A 16,782-nucleotide genomic window follows, 5' to 3' on the forward strand; every position below is an offset into this window, starting at 1 on the left:
GAAACACCAACCCGGGTTGCGGGCGGCATAACGATTTGTGCGCGTGCCATGGAGACCGTGGTGACGACCACCATGCTCGGCAAAGGCCCGTTCCAGCCCGTCCGCAATCTCGCTCTCAACGCAAGTGGGGTTCGATCTCGCCGTGAATTGGGTCGCGCAATAACGTGGGATGGTGTCATCCCGGCGATGAAGCGTCCGGATCGGACAGCGCCACGGGCTGTGCGCTTTTCTCCTCCGCTGAAGATTGCGCATAGTACAACTCGCCCAGCCTGATCCGCTCGCGTCCTGTAGCGATGCGATGCTCGTTGGTGTCGCGCAACGAATAGACGCACCCGCAATATTCCTGCTGATAAAAATTCTCGCGCTTGCTGATTTCGATCATGCGAGCCGAACCACCGCCCTTGCGCCAGTTGTAATCCCAATACAACAGTTCCGGATAGTGAGAAGCAGCGCGTTTGCCGCAGTCGTTGATCTGCTGCATGTTCTTCCAGCGCGAAATGCCAAGCGAACTGGTCATCACCGGAAAGCCGTGCTCGTACGCGTACAGTGCCGTGCGCTCAAAGCGCATATCGAAGCACATCGTGCAGCGAACGCCGCGCTCGGGTTCGTTCTCCATGCCGCGGGCGCGCGCAAACCAGTTGTCGCGATCGTAGTCGGCATCCACGAACGGGATGCCGAATTTCTCGGCAAAACGGATGTTTTCATCCTTGCGCAGGTCGTACTCCTTGCGCGGATGAATGTTCGGGTTATAGAAGAAAATCGTGAAATCGATCGCCGAAGCGACCATGGCTTCCATGACTTCCCCTGAACACGGCGCGCAACACGAATGCAGCAAAACCTTCCGATGGCCGCCCGGTAAGGGCAGGGAATTGCGTTCGCTGGAGTGGGTCATCATCGTTTTACTTCACTCCATCACTGCCGCGTATCGCACGATCTGCTGCTGATGCGCGTTGAACGCCAGCGATGCAACCTCGATGAATGCGACGGCCTTGCCCGCGATCGCATGCATCAGCAGGCCACCCTGGATGCCAGGGAAAATCGCCGAGTTGATTGCTTTCTCATGTTCGGCAAGTGAGCAGCGACGACGTTCGAACATCGGACTGGAGTCCTGTAAGAAAAAAGCATCTGACGCTCACGGCTGATTGACAGGCGCAAGCATTGCGTGGTGGTGTGGCGCGGGGTATGGGGTCACACGTGGAAAAATGGACAACCGGCTAAAGCGCTCCGGCGAGAATGATAGTGGCTGAGCCGTGCAAGATGAAATGGTATCTTTTCATCGAACAATTAGTTTTGTTCATGTCCCAATGCAACATTAGTCTCGCATCTTCGCTTCCGCCCATTTCCACTCCTGCGCTGCCTTCACAAACGCTGCAAGATAATCGATGTCGTCATCAGCCTTGCGCGTGCCGAGGAAAATCTGCTTTGCAATGCCTTTCTCTCCAAGTTGCACGGGCGTCAGCGGCATCCAGCCCGCGTATTCTTCCGCGAGCCAGCGAGGTAACGCCGCCACGCCACGGCCGCTCGCCACCATCTGCAGCATGATGTCCGTCGTCTCTATCACCTTGTGGCGCTTCGGCACCATGTTCGCGGGCGTGAGGAACTGCGTGTATATATCGAGCCTGTCCGTTTCGACGGGATACGTGATCAGCACCTCATCCTGCAACTGCTCCGGCGTGACATACGCTTCTCCGGCCAGCGTGTGGTTATCGCCGACCACCAGCACCTGCTCGTAATCGAACACCGGCTGAAAATGCAGTTCGGGCTTCTTGAGCGGGTCGGGCGTCACGAGCACGTCGATTTCATAGCCGATCAACGCGCCGATGCCACCGAACTGGAAGCGCTGCTTCACGTCGACGTCGACATCCGGCCAGCGCGCGAGATACGGCGACACGACCTTCAGCAGCCATTGATAGCACGGCGCGCATTCCATGCCGATCCGCAACGTGCCGCGCTCGCCCTGCGCGTACTGCCTCATGCGCTCTTCGGCGAGTTCGAACTGCGGCAGCAACCGGTTCGCGAGGCTCAGCAGGTACTGTCCTGCCTGCGTGAGCCGCATGGAACGTCCCTCGCGCGTCCACACCGGCGTACCGAGCTGCTGCTCGAGCTTCTTCACCGCATGGCTGAGCGCCGACTGCGTGAGATTGAGCGTATCGGCGGCGGCCGTGAGCGAACCCTGCCGCTCGACTTCCCGCACAACCATCAGATGACTGCGATCCAGCATCGCTCACTCCATGAACAATTTTAATGTTTGCATGAAATAAATCCATTTTTATTCATGCAATAGGAACTATATCATCGCTGCCAGTCACTTTCCTTCTGATTAACACGAAGCACATGGTCACCACGCAGATTCACGTAGGTCGCGCCATGAACATGATTAATGGTTGCATGAAATCGATTCATGCCTGGTCGACCGTGACTCGACGTCAGGCTCGTCCTGACTGAATGCCGGTGCCAATGAGGCCGCCGAGTAAAAGCCAGAGAAGAAAAGCGGGAAGCATTGGAAAGAAAAGAGTAAACGAAGTTTATTTCAGAAACCTGGGTGCGAGATCGCAATGAATAAAGAATTTACCTTTGCCATTAAGAGCATCTGTTTCGATGAAGATTACCACCCTTCCGAAAGTACACGCATCACGACCAACTTCGCCAACCTGGCCAGAGGAAAGAGCCGCCAGGAGAATTTACGCAACACGTTCAGGATGATTGACAATCGTTTCAATTCGTTGGCGCATTGGGACAATCCTGAGGGCGATCGTTACGCGGTCAAGCTTGAAATCATTTCCGTTGAAATGAATATCGAAGGGGAGGGTGGCGGCGGCGCGCTCCCTTTGATCGAGATATTGAAAACGAATATTTTCGATAGAAAAACAGACGAGCACATTGAAGGTATTGCGGGAAATAATTTCTCTTCTTATGTGCGAGATTACGATTTCAGCGTGGTATTGCTGGAGCACAACAAGGATCGACCCGGATTCAGTACGCCAGATGATTTTGGCGACCTGCATGGAAAACTGTTCAAGTGCTTCGTAAACTCCAGCGCTTACAGAGATAATTTCGCCAAACCGCCCGTCGTATGCCTGAGTGTTTCGAGCGGCAAGATTTATCACCGGACTGCCAATCAGCACCCGGTATTGGGCGTCGAGTACCGGCAGGACGAATATTCTCTGACGGACGAATATTTCAAAAAGATGGGTTTGAAGGTTCGCTACTTCATGCCTCCGAACAGTGCTGCACCTTTGGCTTTTTATTTTTCCGGAGATTTGCTTGCTGATTACACCGATCTTGAACTTATCGGCACCATCAGCACGATGGATACCTTCCAGAAGATTTACCGGCCGGAGATTTACAATGCGAATTCCCCGGCGGGAAAATCCTATCAACCCAGTTTGAAGCACCAGGATTTTTCATTGACTCGAATTGTTTACGATCGGGAAGAACGTAGCCGGCTGGCTGTCGAGCAGGGAAGGTTTGTCGAGGACCAATTTATCAAGCCATACCAGGCCATTCTTGAACAGTGGTCCGCTGACTACGCTCTTTGACTAACAAAACGCAAGGCCGTCTACCGTGAAAAAATTGTTACCCACTTCAACCGCTGGCAGCTTGCCTAAACCTTCCTGGCTTGCACAACCCGAGACACTTTGGTCGCCGTGGAAATTGCAGGACGAGGGATTGATCGAGGGCAAACAGGATGCCCTGCGTTTGTCGTTGCAAGAGCAGCAACATGCAGGCATCGATATCGTCAGTGACGGCGAGCAGACGCGCCAGCATTTCGTGACCACGTTTATCGAACACCTCAGCGGCGTTGATTTTCAGAATCGCAAGACCGTTCGAATCCGCGATCGCTATGATGCAAGCGTGCCGACGGTCGTTGATGCGGTTGCCCGACAAAAGCCGGTTTTTGTTGACGATGCCAGGTTTTTGCGCCAACAAACCAGGCAGCCCATCAAATGGGCTTTGCCGGGCCCGATGACCATGATCGATACGCTTTACGACGATCATTACAAGAGTCGTGAAAAACTGGCCTGGGAGTTCGCGAAGATCCTGAACGAGGAAGCCAGGGAACTGGAGGCTGCCGGCGTCGATATCATTCAATTCGACGAGCCCGCATTCAATGTTTTCTTCGATGAGGTGAATGACTGGGGCGTCGCGACCCTGGAAAGGGCGATTGAAGGTCTCAAGTGTGAAACCGCCGTGCATATTTGCTATGGATATGGCATCAAGGCCAATACGGACTGGAAGAAGACGCTGGGGTCGGAGTGGCGGCAATACGAGGAAGCCTTCCCCAAGCTGCAAAAATCCAGTATCGGAATGGTTTCGCTGGAATGCCACAACTCTCACGTTCCCATGGAGCTGATCGAGCTCATTCGAGGCAAGAAGGTGATGGTGGGGGCCATCGATGTGGCAAGCGATACCATTGAAACCCCCGAGGAAGTCGCCAGCACGTTGCGGAAAGCCCTTCAGTTCGTGGATGCCGACAAGCTTTATCCGTGCACCAACTGCGGCATGGCTCCGTTGTCGCGCGCAATCGCAAGAGGCAAGCTGAGTGCTTTGAGCGCGGGCGCGGAAATCGTCCGACAAGAACTCTCGAACTAGTTCCAAGCTGAAATCGGAAGTCGCGCTCGGGGAGTCGAGGGCGGTGCGGATGTCGGGGAGTGCCTTGAAATGGCCCCCCGAATCTGTCGGAATACGCCGCCTTGATATCTCGGAGCCGCCCAGTATTCGGTATCTACCATGTCATTTTCCAGCACGGTCATCGAGCCTTTGAGCTTTCGCGAATCGCTCGGGCATTACGCATCCGGTATCACGGTGATTGCATCACACGTCGATGGCGAACCGATCGGCTTCACTTGCCAGTCTTTCTATAGCGTGTCGGTGAGCCCGCCGCTGGTGTCGTTCAGCGTCATGTCCAGTTCGGCAAGCTATCCGAAAATCCGCCAGGCAGGTCGTTTCGTCGTCAATATCCTGTCGGACGCGCAAGTCGGGATCTCCAACCAATTCGCTCGACGAGGCACGGACAAGTGGCACGGCGTCGAATGGCAGGCGTCGCCGCTGGGTAACCCGATCATTGCCGGCAGCCTTCACTGGCTCGATTGCGAAATTTACGCCGAACACGTCGCGGGTGATCACCTGATCGTGATTGGTGAAGTGAAAGCGTTAGACCTGCAAGAAGTGGCTGCTACGCAGCCATTGCTGTATTTCAGAGGACAATATTGCAACATTGCCGGCGCATAGCGCGGTTTGTGCGCTTGTCTCCGCCGGGCGCGGGCGGGCGTGATTTTCATGGTGCCGCTCCGTCGCGCCTACGCGTCGCTGGCATTTGCCGGCGAGCGAAACGGGTGCGACGAAGGGCGCGCACCTGGAGCTTGGTTCCGGTACGTACTTGATGAAACACCTGGACTCCGGAATGAATCGGATGAGAAACGTGGCCTGGATTATTCCGGGCGTCGCAGGTCAACAGCAAGGGTTAACGCGCATCCATTCCGTGCTTTGAAATTGACGTGCGGCATCTCCAGACGGCGTCGTCGGAGCGGCGGTTTCACCGACACCATGCCGGGTACGCAAACGCCGTCCAGTCCGGCACGCACGTGATCCGCGAACACTTTCGCGGCCGGATTCACGCCACTCGTCGCGGCGCGCATCGAGATTGGCGAGCTCGATGCGGCTAGCGCGGGGGCGGGGGGCGCGATGCGATCGAAAACCTCGAACCGATCGGCACGGCAAGTCAATGCGCGCCCGACGTTGCATCGGAGAACGCGCCTTTCATCGGTCGCGTGATCCGGATCTGCCCCGCCAAAGTCCGGCGTCCAGCCTTCGGATCCGACCTGTTGGCCGACGGTATCCCCCGACGGCCTGCCCGGCTTCAACGCCGCGTCATGCCCCCGCCATGCGCCGGAGATCCACCAGCCTGTCGAACGTCTCCCCATCCAGCAGGCCGAGTTCGATCGCCGCTTCGCGCGGCGCGATCCTGCGGCAAGCGGCATGGCGGGTGATGGAGGCGGCCTTGTCGTATCCCAGCACCGGGTTGAGGGCGGTGACGGCAAGCAAAGGGTTTTGCAGGTCACGCGCCAGCCGTTCTCCCGCCGGCTGGAGACCTGGAATGAGGCGGGTGGCCACCATGTTCGCGCCGTCCGCCAGCAGCCGGATCGACTGCAGGACGTTGTAGATCAGCACCGGTTTGGCCACATTCAGTTCAAAGCTGCCGGAGGAGGCTGCCATCGTCACCGTCACGTGGTTGCCGGCCACCTGCATCGCCGTTTGCACCATGACCTCGGCGATGGTCGGATTGCGTTTGCCCGGCATGATCGAGGACGTCAACCCGTCGTCCGGCAGCAGCAATTCTCCAATGCCGGAGTTCGGGCCGGAGCCCATCCAGCGCAGGTCGTTCGCGATCTTGGTGAACGACGCGGCGATCACGTTGAGCACACCCGAGAGTTCGAGCAACGCGTCGTGTGCGGCCATGCCTTCGACCTTGCAAGGATTCGGACGGAATGCCAGGCCGCTCAGGCGGCTCGCTTCCTCGCAGAACGCACGGTCGAAGCCGGGCGGCGCGTTCAGGCCGGTCCCCGCCGCGGTACCGCCCTGCGGCAGGACGAGCAGGCGGGGCATCGTGTCGCGCACGCGCGCCAGCGCATTGTCGATCTGCGCGGTGAAGCCGTCGAAGGTACGACCGAGCGTGGTGGGGACCGCGTCCATCAGGTGGGTGCGGCCGATCTTCAGCACGTCGGCGAACGCGACGGCGCGTTCGTGCAGGCTGTCGCGCAGCAGGCGAAGCGCCGGGGCCAGCCGGTCTTCCAGTTCGATGGCAGCGGTCATGTGCATGACCGACGGAAAACTGTCGTTGGACGACTGCGACGCGTTCACATGGTCGTTCGGGTGGACGGGGGACCGGGTGCCCAACGGCTGCCCCAGCCGCTCGTTGGCCCGGTTCGCGATCACCTCGTTGGCGTTCATGTTGGTCTGGGTACCCGAGCCGGTCTGCCAGATGGAAAGCGGGAAGTGATCGTCGAATCGGCCGCTGCGCAGCTCTTCCGCGGCGGCCACGATGGCTTCGCCGAGCGACGCGTCGAGCACGCCGCAGCGCATGTTGGCGCGGGCGGCGGCCATCTTGTGCAGGCCGAAAGCATGGACGAGGCAATCGGGGAAGCGTTCCTCCCCGACCGCGAACACGGCCAGCGCACGCTGCGTCTGGGCCCCCCAATAGCGGTCGGCGGGGATGTCCGCCGGGCCGGACGAGTCATTCTCGATACGATACGTTATCATGATTAATTCAGCGAAGGTCGTTCAGTTCAGGCAGCCGTGCTGCGTTGCAGCGGGGTGCCGGACGCATGTGAATCGGCCGCATGGGCCGCGCCGCCCGGCAGGGCGCCGTCGTCGAGCGCGGCGTCCGCCGCGGCCATGTCGGGATAGCGCTCGGGATACAGGTGGCGCTTCGCCAGCTCGGCATCGAACGTGCCCGACCACTTCGCGACGACCACTGTCGCCACGCTGTTACCGATCGTGTTGCAGGTCGAGATGGCCATCGACAGGAAGCGGTAGACGCCGAAGATCACGGCCAGCCCTTCCACCGGCAGCACCCCGGTCGACGTCACCGTCGCCGCAAACACCACGAACGAGCCGCCGGATACCGTGGCCGCGCCCTTCGACGTCAGCAGCATCAGCACCAGGATGCCGAGCTGGTGGTCCAGCGTCAGCGGCACCCCGTACGCATGGGAGATGAACATCACGCCCATCGCCATGAAGATCGACGTGCCGTCGAGATTGAACGCGTAGCCGGTAGGCAGCACCAGGCCGACCGTCTGCTTGGCGCAGCCCAGCCGCTGGAGCTTGATCAGCAGGCGCGGCAGTGCGCTTTCCGACGAGGCCGTGCCGAGCACGATCAGGATCTCGTCCTTGATGTACCGCAGGAAGCGCCACAGGCTGAAGCCGGCTACCTTGGCCACGATGCCGAGCACGACGGCGATGAACAGCGCCACCACCGCGTAGAAGCTCAACACGAATTGCGCCAGTGCGACCAGGACGGCCGCGCCGTTGATGCCCACCGAATACGCCACCGCGCCGAAGGTGCCGATCGGCGCCAGCTTCATCACGAGATTGATGAAGGAGAACAGCACGTCGGAGAGGGTGTCGAGGCCGTTGTTGATCGTCGCGCGGCGCGCCTCCGGAATGGCCAGGATCCCGATGCCGACCATGACCGCCAGCAGCACGACCTGCAGCAGTTCTCCCTTCGCAAATGCGCCGACGAAGTTGTCGGGCACGATGTGCATCATGAATTCGAGGAAGCCCTGCGGCGCGACGGCCTTCGTCGCCGGCGTGACGGCGCTGCCCGTGACGTGGGCCATCCCCTTGCCGATCTCCAGCAGATTGCCCGCGAGCATGCCGACCACCAGCGCGATGGTCGAGATGATCTCGAAGTAGACGATCGACCGCCAGCCCACACGTCCGGCGCTCTTCACGTCGCCTGCCGACGCGATGCCGTGCACGATGGTCAGGAACACGAGCGGCGCCACGCCGACCTTGATGAGCGACAGGAACATGTCTCCGAGCAGCTTCAGCTTCGCGGCGTAGGCCGGAAACACGAAGCCGACGCCGATGCCGAGGAGCAGCGAGACGAGCACCTGCATGCCGAGCTTGCGATACCAGGGAAGCCGTGGAGCGGTTGGCGGCGCGGCGGGAGTCTGGATGGTCGGGTCTTGCATGATGTCTACCTCCACCGGGGCCTGTGGTCAGGCCACCTTGTTCGAGAGTTCGATGGCGCGATCCACCATCTGCGGGGCGAGCCCGAGATAGTTGACCGGGTCGCACAGGTGCTCGATGGCTGCCCGGTCGAGATGCTTCATGACGACCGGCACTGCGCAGAGCGCGTCGGCCAGCGTGCCGCCGGCTTCGTTGACGGTGCGGCAGGCGTCGTACACCACGTCGTGCGCCTGCTGGCGGCCCATATGCGGCGCCAGGCCCATCATCACGGCTTCCGCCACGATCAGGCCGTTGGAGATACCGAGGTTGTGACGCATCCGGGCGGTGTCGACGATCAGCCCGCCCAGCGCGAATTTCGCCTGGTGCAGCGCGCCCGAGGTCAGGATGAAACTCTCCGGAATCGCGATCCACTCGGCGTGCCACGGGCCGGTGGCGCGCTCGAAGTCCTGCACCATCGCATCGACCATCAGCCCGGCGTGCTGGCGCACGGCCTTGGCGGCTGCCAGCATCAGTTCGCTGGAAATCGGGTTGCGCTTCTGCGGCATCGTGCTGCTGGCGCCGCGCCCCTTGACGAAGGGCTCGTAGACTTCCGCGAACTCGGTCGAGGCCATGATCATGATGTCGAGTGCGATCTTGCCGAGCGAGCCGGTGACCAGCGCAAGCAGGTTGACCGCCTCGGCAAAGCCGTCGCGCGCCACGTGCCAGGTGGTGGCCGGCACGCCCAGGCCCAGCTCCTCGGCCAGCGCCTGCTGGATCGCAAAGCCTTTCTCGCCCACCGATGCCAGCGTGCCGGCCGCGCCGGCGAATTCCACCACGGCCACGCGAGGGCGCAGTTCGGCGAGACGCTGCTGGTGCCGGTCGAACATCGCCAGCCAGATAGCGGTCTTGTAGCCGAAGGTCACCGGCAGCGCCTGTTGCAGGTGAGTGCGGCCGGCCATTGCGGTATCGCGGTACTTCGTCGACAAATCTGCGAGAATGCCGCGCAGTTCGCGAATGTCGGCGTCGATGCTGTCGAGTGCGTCGCGCACCTGGAGCGCGACGGCGGTGTCCATGATGTCCTGCGTGGTCGCGCCCCAGTGCACGTAGCGGCCTGCTTCGCCGCACATCGCCACGAGCTGGTGCACCAGCGGCAGGATCGGGTAGCCGACGATGTCGGTTTCCTCGCGCAAGTGGTCGAAGTCGATCCGGTCGATGCGCGACTCGCTCGCGATGACATCGGCGGCTTCGTTCGGGATCACGCCGACGCGCGCCTCGGCCTTCGCCAGCGCAATCTCGACGTCGATGTAGCGCTGCACGAGCGCACCGTCGGAGAAGATCTGGCGCATCTTCTTCGTGCCGAAGGCATCCCGGAAGAGCGCGGAATCGACGACGGTGCTGGCGGCGGGGATGGCGTTGTGGAGCATGGTGCGACCTTGTGGTGGGAAGCCGGGCTGGTTAATATGTTCGAACAAATCGCATTAGATATGTTCGAACATAATTAGCAAATCCGGGTTTACCCAATTCGAATGAAAACTGATGTTGGCCAACCAGATGAGCAAAACCAACGCGGCGGAGATTGCCGGACAACTTCTTGACGGGATCGCCAGCGGGCGCTTCCCGGTCGGCACGCTGCTCCCCACTGAATTCGAGTTGTGCGAGCAGTTCAACGCGAGCCGCTACACGATCCGCGCCGTGCTGCAGGAATTGCAGGACCAGGGGCTCGTGTCGCGCCGCAAGAATGTGGGCACGCGCGTGGAGGCGTCGCGGCCCCAGGCTCGGTTCCGGCCGACGCTTGCCTCGGTGGACGATCTCGTCCAGTTCGGCGTCGAGCATTCCCGCCACGTGCAATCGGTGGGAACGGTCAAGGTGAAAGGAGAACTGGCGCGCGAGATCGGCTGCCCGGAGGGGACGCCCTTGCTGCGGATCTCCAGCATCCGTCTCGAGGAAGGCCGGGCTGACGCCCCGATGGCCTGGACGGACATTTATATCGACCCGGCGTACGCGGACATCGGCGAGCGGGTGCGCAAGACGACTGACCTGGTCAGTGCGCTGATCGAAGCGCACTATGGCCGGCAGATCGCCGAGATCGAGCAGGAGGTGCGCGCGTCGACGCTCGCGGACGAGCGCATCGGAAAGGGACTCAGGCTCGCGCCCGGCGCGGCGGTGCTGAAGATTTCGCGCCGCTACCTGGACGCCGCCGGTGACGCGTTCGAATTCTCCGTGACGGTGCACCCGGCGGACAGTTTCTCGTTGTCGATGCGGTTGAAGCGATCGGTGGGGTAGGGGTTAGGTCCTGTTGAAATCGCGTAGCGTGTTCGGCGATTGCGTGAATGGAATAATTGATCTCGACTGGACGTTCAGAGGCAAGGTGGCTGCGTGCCCGGATGGCACGGTTGCCGCTATCGTCGATCCGGATCAGTTCACCAAATATGGCATCACGGCCGAGCAACTTTTCAGGCGGCGCGATGCGGTTGCGACGAACACGAGCGCGCCGGTCGCGCCGAAGTAACGCGCCCCGAAGACTGGCGTAACATGAAGCGGACGTGGCAGGGCCTTCAATGGATTGCGGGAGCAAAGAGCCGCGATCGTTTTTTGATCAAACAGTGAGTCGAGTTGACGGTTGAGCACAAAGCCACTAACGCTAGCCGATGGGAAATACTGGGTGACGTGTCGCGAGCGGACGGTTTTCGCTGCTACGGCAAACGGATACGGTGACGTATTTCCCGGTGCAGAGGTGATCGTCAAAGACGGATGGGCAACCTTCACCCGTGACGGCGTCGAAGTGTGGAACTGCAGTGCGCGCTATGCAGCCGCGCACTTCGACGTTCAGACTGCTTAGGAGAATCCGCAGATGAGCCAGCTTGTTCGGATTGCGCCCGGCGTTGTGTTCTCATCTGATGTGCTTGGCGTCGATTGGGTGCGGAAGTATCGACCGGATGACGGGAATACTCAGTCCACGGACCAGCAGAGCTCAGCGGTAAAGGAAAGCGATCAGGCAGGCCGCGCAAGCATACCGGCTCAGTTGTCGTTGTTGTAGCGAGCCGTGGATGACCGGCACCTTGCGACTGTCGGCCTTCGCGTTACCGCCGACGTTCCCTGCCGCGCCGGTGCCCGACGCCTGTATCTGTTTCGTCCATGAGTGCGTGCCGGGCCTGACCAATCGTCAATTGGCAGCGTGGGTTGGACGCCGGCGTGGCGGCCTCTGACGCATCTTGTGCGGGAGGGGTTTGAAGCGTCTGCCTTCGACTTGACTTGATCGTTGATGGGGCGCACGTCCCCGTGGTCGCCTGGATGGCAACGTGTCCGGATAGATGTCGAATGCGTCTCGGTACGCACTCGCGATCCACGGCAGCTACCCCTGCTTTAACAACTGCGCGGCGCGATTCAGTTCGACGCGCGGTTCCAGCTCGCGGCATGTGTATCCGAAAGCGTACGCTGGATATTCGGACACGGCTCCAGAACAGGCACGACGCTCCCGCCGGCTTCCATTCCGGCCACCTTTTACGCTTCGTTCAGCCAGGGCATTTCCACGGGTGACACGACCACTTGCCGGAATTCGCGTTTCAGATCGAAGATGAACCCGACCAGGATCATGGACTCGGCGTAAGGAATCGGAAAGACATGCGGATTTTCCGGAGTACGCAGGGGGCGCTCGGGCGTGTCCGCCGTCGCCGCGGCGTTCTCGCGAACGCTTTCCAGTTCTTCGGCCATGGCAAGGCCAGCATCTTTCAGCACACGGCTACGCAGGTCGCTGAAGGGCTCGATGCGCGCAGCATCTTCGTGGTATTCGGGTACTTCGTAAACGAACCAGGACATTTTCGTCTCCCATGACAAGGGGCGCTATTCTAACGCCGCGCGAGGATCGGCCGAAAATTGGCCTTGTCGCGCGATGGCCGTGGGCGCTGCGAGGCAGTGAGCGTTCGAGGCGCGATCGTCAAAGGCTCGAAGGCCTGTTGCGTCTCTCTGAGTCATCCGAAAACCGTCGCTGCCCTGGACCGGTACATCGAATGGCGCTGGAAGCGCGGCAAAGTAACGGCGCTCGACCGAAGCAAGTGGCAGGGACTTATGCCTACCGTGCCGCTCATCGCACGACAACGAAAGAAGATCTCGCAGCACTTCCCCGGCAGTAGCTGCTGCGCGTAGCGATGGATCGACTGGGTATGACGCGAGCGGAGTTTGCCGCGTGCTTGAGCATTGCCGTGCGGACGCTGGACAAGTGGCTTCTGCCAGCAGACTCGCCAGACTCGCGCACCATGCCCGATATGGGCCGATCATATGTGCTGGAAATCCTGCAATGGCAGAAAATGCGGAAACCCGCTTGACCATCTCCATTGGGATATGTGCTGGCGAATAGTGAACCTCGCCTTGAGAAGCAAATGCCGAATCAAACCTCCGCGATGCTGAACACGATCGATGCCGACAAGGCGACACTCGACGCCGCGCGTCCGCTGCCGCAGCACACGGTTGCCTCGCTGCGCGAAAAGTTGTTGCTTGACTGGACGTATCACTCGAACGCGATCGAGGGCAACACGCTGACGCTGCGAGAAACCAAGGTGGTACTCGAAGGCATTACGGTCGGCGGAAAGTCCCTTCGCGAGCACGTCGAGGCGACAAGCCATCGTGACGCGATTGTCTATGTCGAAGACATCGTGGCGAAAACGGAAGCATTGTCGGAATGGCAGATCCGCAACATCCACAGTCTCGCGTTGAAAGGCATCGACGCTGAAGAAGCAGGCCGGTATCGCCGCGAAAACGTGGTGAACGCGGGTGCGAGTACGACCCCGCCGGACTTCATGCATCTGCCTGCTGAAATGGCCGCGCTGATCGACTGGTATGAGGCGGCTGAAGACATGCATCCGATCGAGCGTGCGGCGGAACTGCACACGCGATTCGTGAAGATCCATCCGTTCATCGATGGCAACGGGCGGACGGGGCGGCTGCTGCTCAACTTCGAGTTGATGAAGGCTGGCTATCCGCCAGCAATCATCCGTAAAGAGGATCGGCTTGCCTACTATGACTCGCTCGACAAAGCCTGCGTTCGTGGCGATTACGGCGACATCACGCGGCTGGTTGCCGAATCTGCGCAACGCTCGCTCGACACGTATCTCGACGTGCTCGGGCTGAGTCATGCACCCGCACCGGATACGGCTCCGCCGTCGCCGGATTTTCGGACGTAAGTTAGGAAAATCGTCGTGAGCGATCTGAACCTACCCGTCGATCTCCCCACCGGTTGGACCGTCGAAGAATGCTCTTTTGGCGTCTTGATTGAGGCACCGAATCCCGACGGTCGCATCATCGGAGGGATGACGGTGAGCGAGAAGGCACGCGGATACACGCCGGGGATTGCGCCGGTGAGAATGCCTGTTGGTATCGCCCCCTATCGCGGCAGAGGCTCGAGAAAGAATCTGTATCAAGACGCAATCGCATCGCCTATCACGATTACCGGTTGGCGCGGCTGACCGCGCAACGACAAGGGAAACCGAGAGGAAAAGAAAGACCTGCCGGGCCAGTTGGCGCGGCGGGCGGTAATGATGCGGGCCGATTTTTGCGGTTCACCGCGAGGGCGAGCGGACAGACCAGACGTCAACAAATCCTTCCGCCGCTGGTCATAGCCTATCGGTTCATCGATGGAATCAGGGGCCAGATAGTGTCTTTTGTTTTGTCGGCCTTTCTCCTACAGTAGCGGGGCCTCGGGCCGGCTGGCCTGTCGGGCAGAACCTGAGAAGGAATGAACAAAAAAATGAGTTTCGCTCCGAATGGCGGTCGTCCGCCACGGCTCGGCGGCAGCCCGCTGGGCGCCTTGACGCCGATTAGCGGTGCATTGGGCGGCCTCGGCGGCTCGCTCGCCTCCGGTGTCGCCGGACAGTTTGGCTCGTTGGCTGGTTTGGCCTGGCACGTCGACACCGTCCAGCGCGCGATGCAGCTCGCGCAAACCGGCTTCTCGCTGATGGACAAGATGCCCGGCGCGGTCGCCGAGGCGATCAACGGCGCCGCCAACTCTGCTCGCCTGCCCCGGCTCAACCGCTACGTGACGCTCGATAAGCCGCTCGGCTCGGACGTGCTGCTGGTCAGCGCCGCCGTCGTCGACGAGCACGTGAACCGGATGCCCGAGATCCACCGCGACCTGCTGTCCCATCGCCATGACCTTCGCCCCGAGGACATGACCGGCCAGCAGGTCAAGATCCGGTTCGACCAACAGGCGCGCCTGTCGACGCTCGTGCGTCGTCCCTCATGGGCCAGTCGTTTGTCGTTGCTGCTTTCGGCTGTGGCCTGCACAGTGATTACTGGTTGTAGTGCGGTCGATTCGCAAACTCTTGACCAGCGCCCAGAGCCGACAGCACGGTATCTGATCTGGGCTCAAGGCGACAAGCCAACCCGCACCCTTTATTTCGCACAAAGAGTCATCGATGCGCTCTCCTCGAATCCGGTCAGGCACGTCGATCTAATGATCGTTTATGAAGCGCCCAAAGAACCCTATTCGGTAGTGAGGCAGCTTCTTGTCAACTGCACCACGGATCAGTATTCCGAGCTTGCGAATGTCACTATCTACCGCGATGGACGGACTTCAAGAATTGTCGAGCGCGGGAATCATCCGTTGGTGCCGCAGTTTGCCAAGTTCTCCTGCGGTCCAGTCGGGGAGTTGACGCTGGAAAAAGGATTCGTAAAGATGGGGCCTTTGCTCGACAACCAACTGATCGACTGGGCATGGATGTACCCTTGGAAAGATGGTCAGCGGCCGCCCGAGGCCAAAGCTACGCCTGAACAAACGGCGCAAATGCTGAAGAAACTGGATGAAATCGATACAGCGGCGCATAAGACATACGATAAGGCGCGGCAGGACGTTATCGAAAGGTCGGGAGATATTGCTAAGCTTGGTACTCGCCCCCCGGGAATGTCCAATCAGATTAATCACGGGCCCCCTCATCCTTGCGGCGGTCCGGGTCCGGGGGAGGTCGTAGTGGGTCAGATGCCAGCCACGAACGGCGTCGGAGCCATTCCGCTATGCGTCTCTCAGTGATTGGGCTGGTAATGTCAACTTGTTCGGCAAGCGGACGAATGAAGGCAACTGAAGTGGGTAGTCGCTTGGCCTATGCCGCCATCCGGACACACGCCGCCTGAGGTCGGCCGTCGCCGGCCCGGAATCCAGAGCCCAGCGTCCGTCATCAGCTTCCTGACCGTCTCATTGGCCAACGGAATACCATGGCACTCCCAAAGCTTCCCGCAAGCCAGCGTTGACCCGAAATCGACGTAGCGCTCACGGATCAGGCTCAAGGCACGAAGCGCCAAATCTTCGGGTAACTGATGGTTGCTCGCGTGGCCACTGGAGTTGCCCCTGTAACTCAGGACACGTGGACACCGTTAGATTGATGACGGATCGGGCCGTGCTCGGTCAGGACTGTCTTGGGGCCCGTGCCATTGCGCTGGTTGGTTACGGTACCTGGCTTGGCCGCGCCAGGCGGGTAGCCGAGATGGCGACTCATCTCGCCGCCCAGCGCTCGCTCGATCAGCGCCTTCTTGAGGGCCAGCGTTGCGGCGTTGATTGCTGCAGCCGTCATGGGACCGCTGCCGAATTGCTCAAGCAACTCGGCGGGAATCGCCGGCAGGTCTATCGGTTTGGCTTTCGGTTTGCGAGGCATATAGTCTCCTTCGGAGCATCATATGCCTTGAACACGAAACTACTGACAGCCCCCCCGCGCAAGAATCTCCTCGACCTCCTTCGTGCTCAAACTCGAATAGTCTTTGCTCTCGTGGCTGGACACGAGTTTCTTGGTCTGCTCATCCAGATAGCTGAGCAACATCCCCAGAAACTTCGGTTCCGCAATGATCCTCATATTGCCGAATTGTTGATGCAGTCGCCCGTCTTCCAGGTACTTCGCGACTTGGAGCGCAAACTTGTCCCGCTCTTTCTCTTTGCGTTCGCTCTCGGAAAACGCCTCGGCCTGCTTGTCCGTGAGCAATACCGCGCTTTGATTTGCGTTGGAAATATCGTCGATCTGCTGCGGCGCGGACGACCCATTGCCCGATGCGAAGATGCGTGCGCGACCCTCTCCAGCCACCACAATCCACGTTACGTTGCTCATCGCCACTCCTGTAGTGGTTTTGACAGAA

Annotated in this window: 14 protein-coding genes and 4 pseudogenes; 8 read left to right on the plus strand and 10 right to left on the minus strand. The window is 60.2% G+C overall.

Features of this window, described 5'->3' with window-relative positions:
- Positions 1-175 precede the first annotated feature (175 nt).
- From ACPTTF_RS35425 to ACPTTF_RS35435, 3 genes and pseudogenes are all read right to left on the minus strand, one after another.
- On the minus strand, positions 176-892 hold the full coding sequence (locus ACPTTF_RS35425; RefSeq protein ID WP_423372618.1) for an epoxyqueuosine reductase QueH: 717 nt from the start codon (positions 890-892) through the stop codon (positions 176-178).
- An 18-nt stretch (positions 893-910) separates the two neighbouring features.
- A pseudogene (gene glyA, locus ACPTTF_RS35430) lies at positions 911-1,069 on the minus strand (serine hydroxymethyltransferase); the annotation flags it as partial.
- A gap of 243 nt (positions 1,070-1,312) precedes the next feature.
- Positions 1,313-2,221, minus strand: a complete 909-nt coding sequence (locus ACPTTF_RS35435) for a LysR family transcriptional regulator (protein ID WP_423372227.1) — start codon at positions 2,219-2,221, stop codon at positions 1,313-1,315.
- 334 nt (positions 2,222-2,555) lie between these two features.
- On the opposite strand from ACPTTF_RS35435, the gene ACPTTF_RS35440 reads away from it, so the two are divergent.
- The 3 genes from ACPTTF_RS35440 to ACPTTF_RS35450 all read left to right on the plus strand — a co-directional run bounded on the left by ACPTTF_RS35440 (position 2,556) and on the right by ACPTTF_RS35450 (position 5,232).
- Positions 2,556-3,539 (plus strand): DUF1852 domain-containing protein, encoded by a 984-nt coding sequence (locus ACPTTF_RS35440; RefSeq protein WP_423372228.1) that lies wholly within the window; start codon positions 2,556-2,558, stop codon positions 3,537-3,539.
- Positions 3,540-3,564: 25 nt separating this feature from the next.
- Positions 3,565-4,593, plus strand: coding sequence for a methionine synthase (locus ACPTTF_RS35445; RefSeq protein WP_423372229.1), 1,029 nt, complete (start codon positions 3,565-3,567; stop codon positions 4,591-4,593).
- A gap of 138 nt (positions 4,594-4,731) precedes the next feature.
- Positions 4,732-5,232, plus strand: a complete 501-nt coding sequence (locus ACPTTF_RS35450; RefSeq protein WP_423372230.1) for a flavin reductase family protein — start codon at positions 4,732-4,734, stop codon at positions 5,230-5,232.
- Between the two features lie 639 nt (positions 5,233-5,871).
- On the opposite strand, the gene ACPTTF_RS35455 is transcribed toward ACPTTF_RS35450, so the two are convergent.
- From ACPTTF_RS35455 to pcaB, 3 genes are read right to left on the minus strand one after another with little or no spacing between them, the layout of a single operon-like run.
- Complete coding sequence (locus ACPTTF_RS35455; protein WP_423372231.1) at positions 5,872-7,260, minus strand: class II fumarate hydratase; 1,389 nt, start codon at positions 7,258-7,260, stop codon at positions 5,872-5,874.
- Positions 7,261-7,286: 26 nt separating this feature from the next.
- Positions 7,287-8,696, minus strand: coding sequence for a cation:dicarboxylate symporter family transporter (locus tag ACPTTF_RS35460; protein WP_423372232.1), 1,410 nt, complete (start codon positions 8,694-8,696; stop codon positions 7,287-7,289).
- Between the two features lie 27 nt (positions 8,697-8,723).
- Entirely contained in the window at positions 8,724-10,097 is a 1,374-nt protein-coding gene (pcaB, locus tag ACPTTF_RS35465; protein WP_423372619.1) for a 3-carboxy-cis,cis-muconate cycloisomerase, read from the minus strand.
- 127 nt (positions 10,098-10,224) lie between these two features.
- Here pcaB and ACPTTF_RS35470 point away from each other — a divergent pair, with 127 nt between their 5' ends.
- Together ACPTTF_RS35470 and ACPTTF_RS35475 are read left to right on the plus strand one after the other, a co-directional pair.
- Positions 10,225-10,956 carry a GntR family transcriptional regulator gene (locus tag ACPTTF_RS35470; RefSeq protein ID WP_423372620.1) on the plus strand — a complete coding sequence of 244 codons (732 nt, stop codon included), beginning with the start codon at positions 10,225-10,227 and terminating at the stop codon, positions 10,954-10,956.
- 28 nt (positions 10,957-10,984) lie between these two features.
- Complete coding sequence (locus ACPTTF_RS35475; protein ID WP_423372233.1) at positions 10,985-11,182, plus strand: hypothetical protein; 198 nt, start codon at positions 10,985-10,987, stop codon at positions 11,180-11,182.
- 992 nt (positions 11,183-12,174) lie between these two features.
- Here ACPTTF_RS35475 and ACPTTF_RS35480 read toward each other — a convergent pair.
- On the minus strand, positions 12,175-12,489 hold the full coding sequence (locus ACPTTF_RS35480) for a helicase (RefSeq protein ID WP_423372234.1): 315 nt from the start codon (positions 12,487-12,489) through the stop codon (positions 12,175-12,177).
- Positions 12,490-13,049: 560 nt separating this feature from the next.
- Here ACPTTF_RS35480 and ACPTTF_RS35485 point away from each other — a divergent pair.
- The 3 genes and pseudogenes from ACPTTF_RS35485 to ACPTTF_RS35495 all read left to right on the plus strand — a co-directional run.
- Positions 13,050-13,850, plus strand: a complete 801-nt coding sequence (locus ACPTTF_RS35485) for a Fic family protein (RefSeq protein WP_423372235.1) — start codon at positions 13,050-13,052, stop codon at positions 13,848-13,850.
- 15 nt (positions 13,851-13,865) lie between these two features.
- Entirely contained in the window at positions 13,866-14,132 is a 267-nt protein-coding gene (locus ACPTTF_RS35490; RefSeq protein WP_208102007.1) for a hypothetical protein, read from the plus strand.
- A 281-nt stretch (positions 14,133-14,413) separates the two neighbouring features.
- Positions 14,414-14,896 (plus strand): annotated as a pseudogene (locus tag ACPTTF_RS35495) (type VI secretion system tip protein VgrG); the annotation flags it as partial.
- Positions 14,897-15,795: 899 nt separating this feature from the next.
- Here the strand turns inward: ACPTTF_RS35495 and ACPTTF_RS35500 are convergent.
- From ACPTTF_RS35500 to ACPTTF_RS35510, 3 genes and pseudogenes are all read right to left on the minus strand, one after another.
- Positions 15,796-15,984, minus strand: a pseudogene (locus tag ACPTTF_RS35500) (ISNCY family transposase); the annotation flags it as partial.
- 59 nt (positions 15,985-16,043) lie between these two features.
- Positions 16,044-16,310: pseudogene (locus ACPTTF_RS35505) on the minus strand (IS256 family transposase); the annotation flags it as partial.
- Between the two features lie 39 nt (positions 16,311-16,349).
- Positions 16,350-16,754, minus strand: a complete 405-nt coding sequence (locus ACPTTF_RS35510) for a host attachment protein (RefSeq protein ID WP_423372236.1) — start codon at positions 16,752-16,754, stop codon at positions 16,350-16,352.
- Positions 16,755-16,782: the final 28 nt, after the last annotated feature.

Source organism: Burkholderia crassaminum (assembly GCF_964265005.1).
Lineage (GTDB): Bacteria > Pseudomonadota > Gammaproteobacteria > Burkholderiales > Burkholderiaceae > Burkholderia.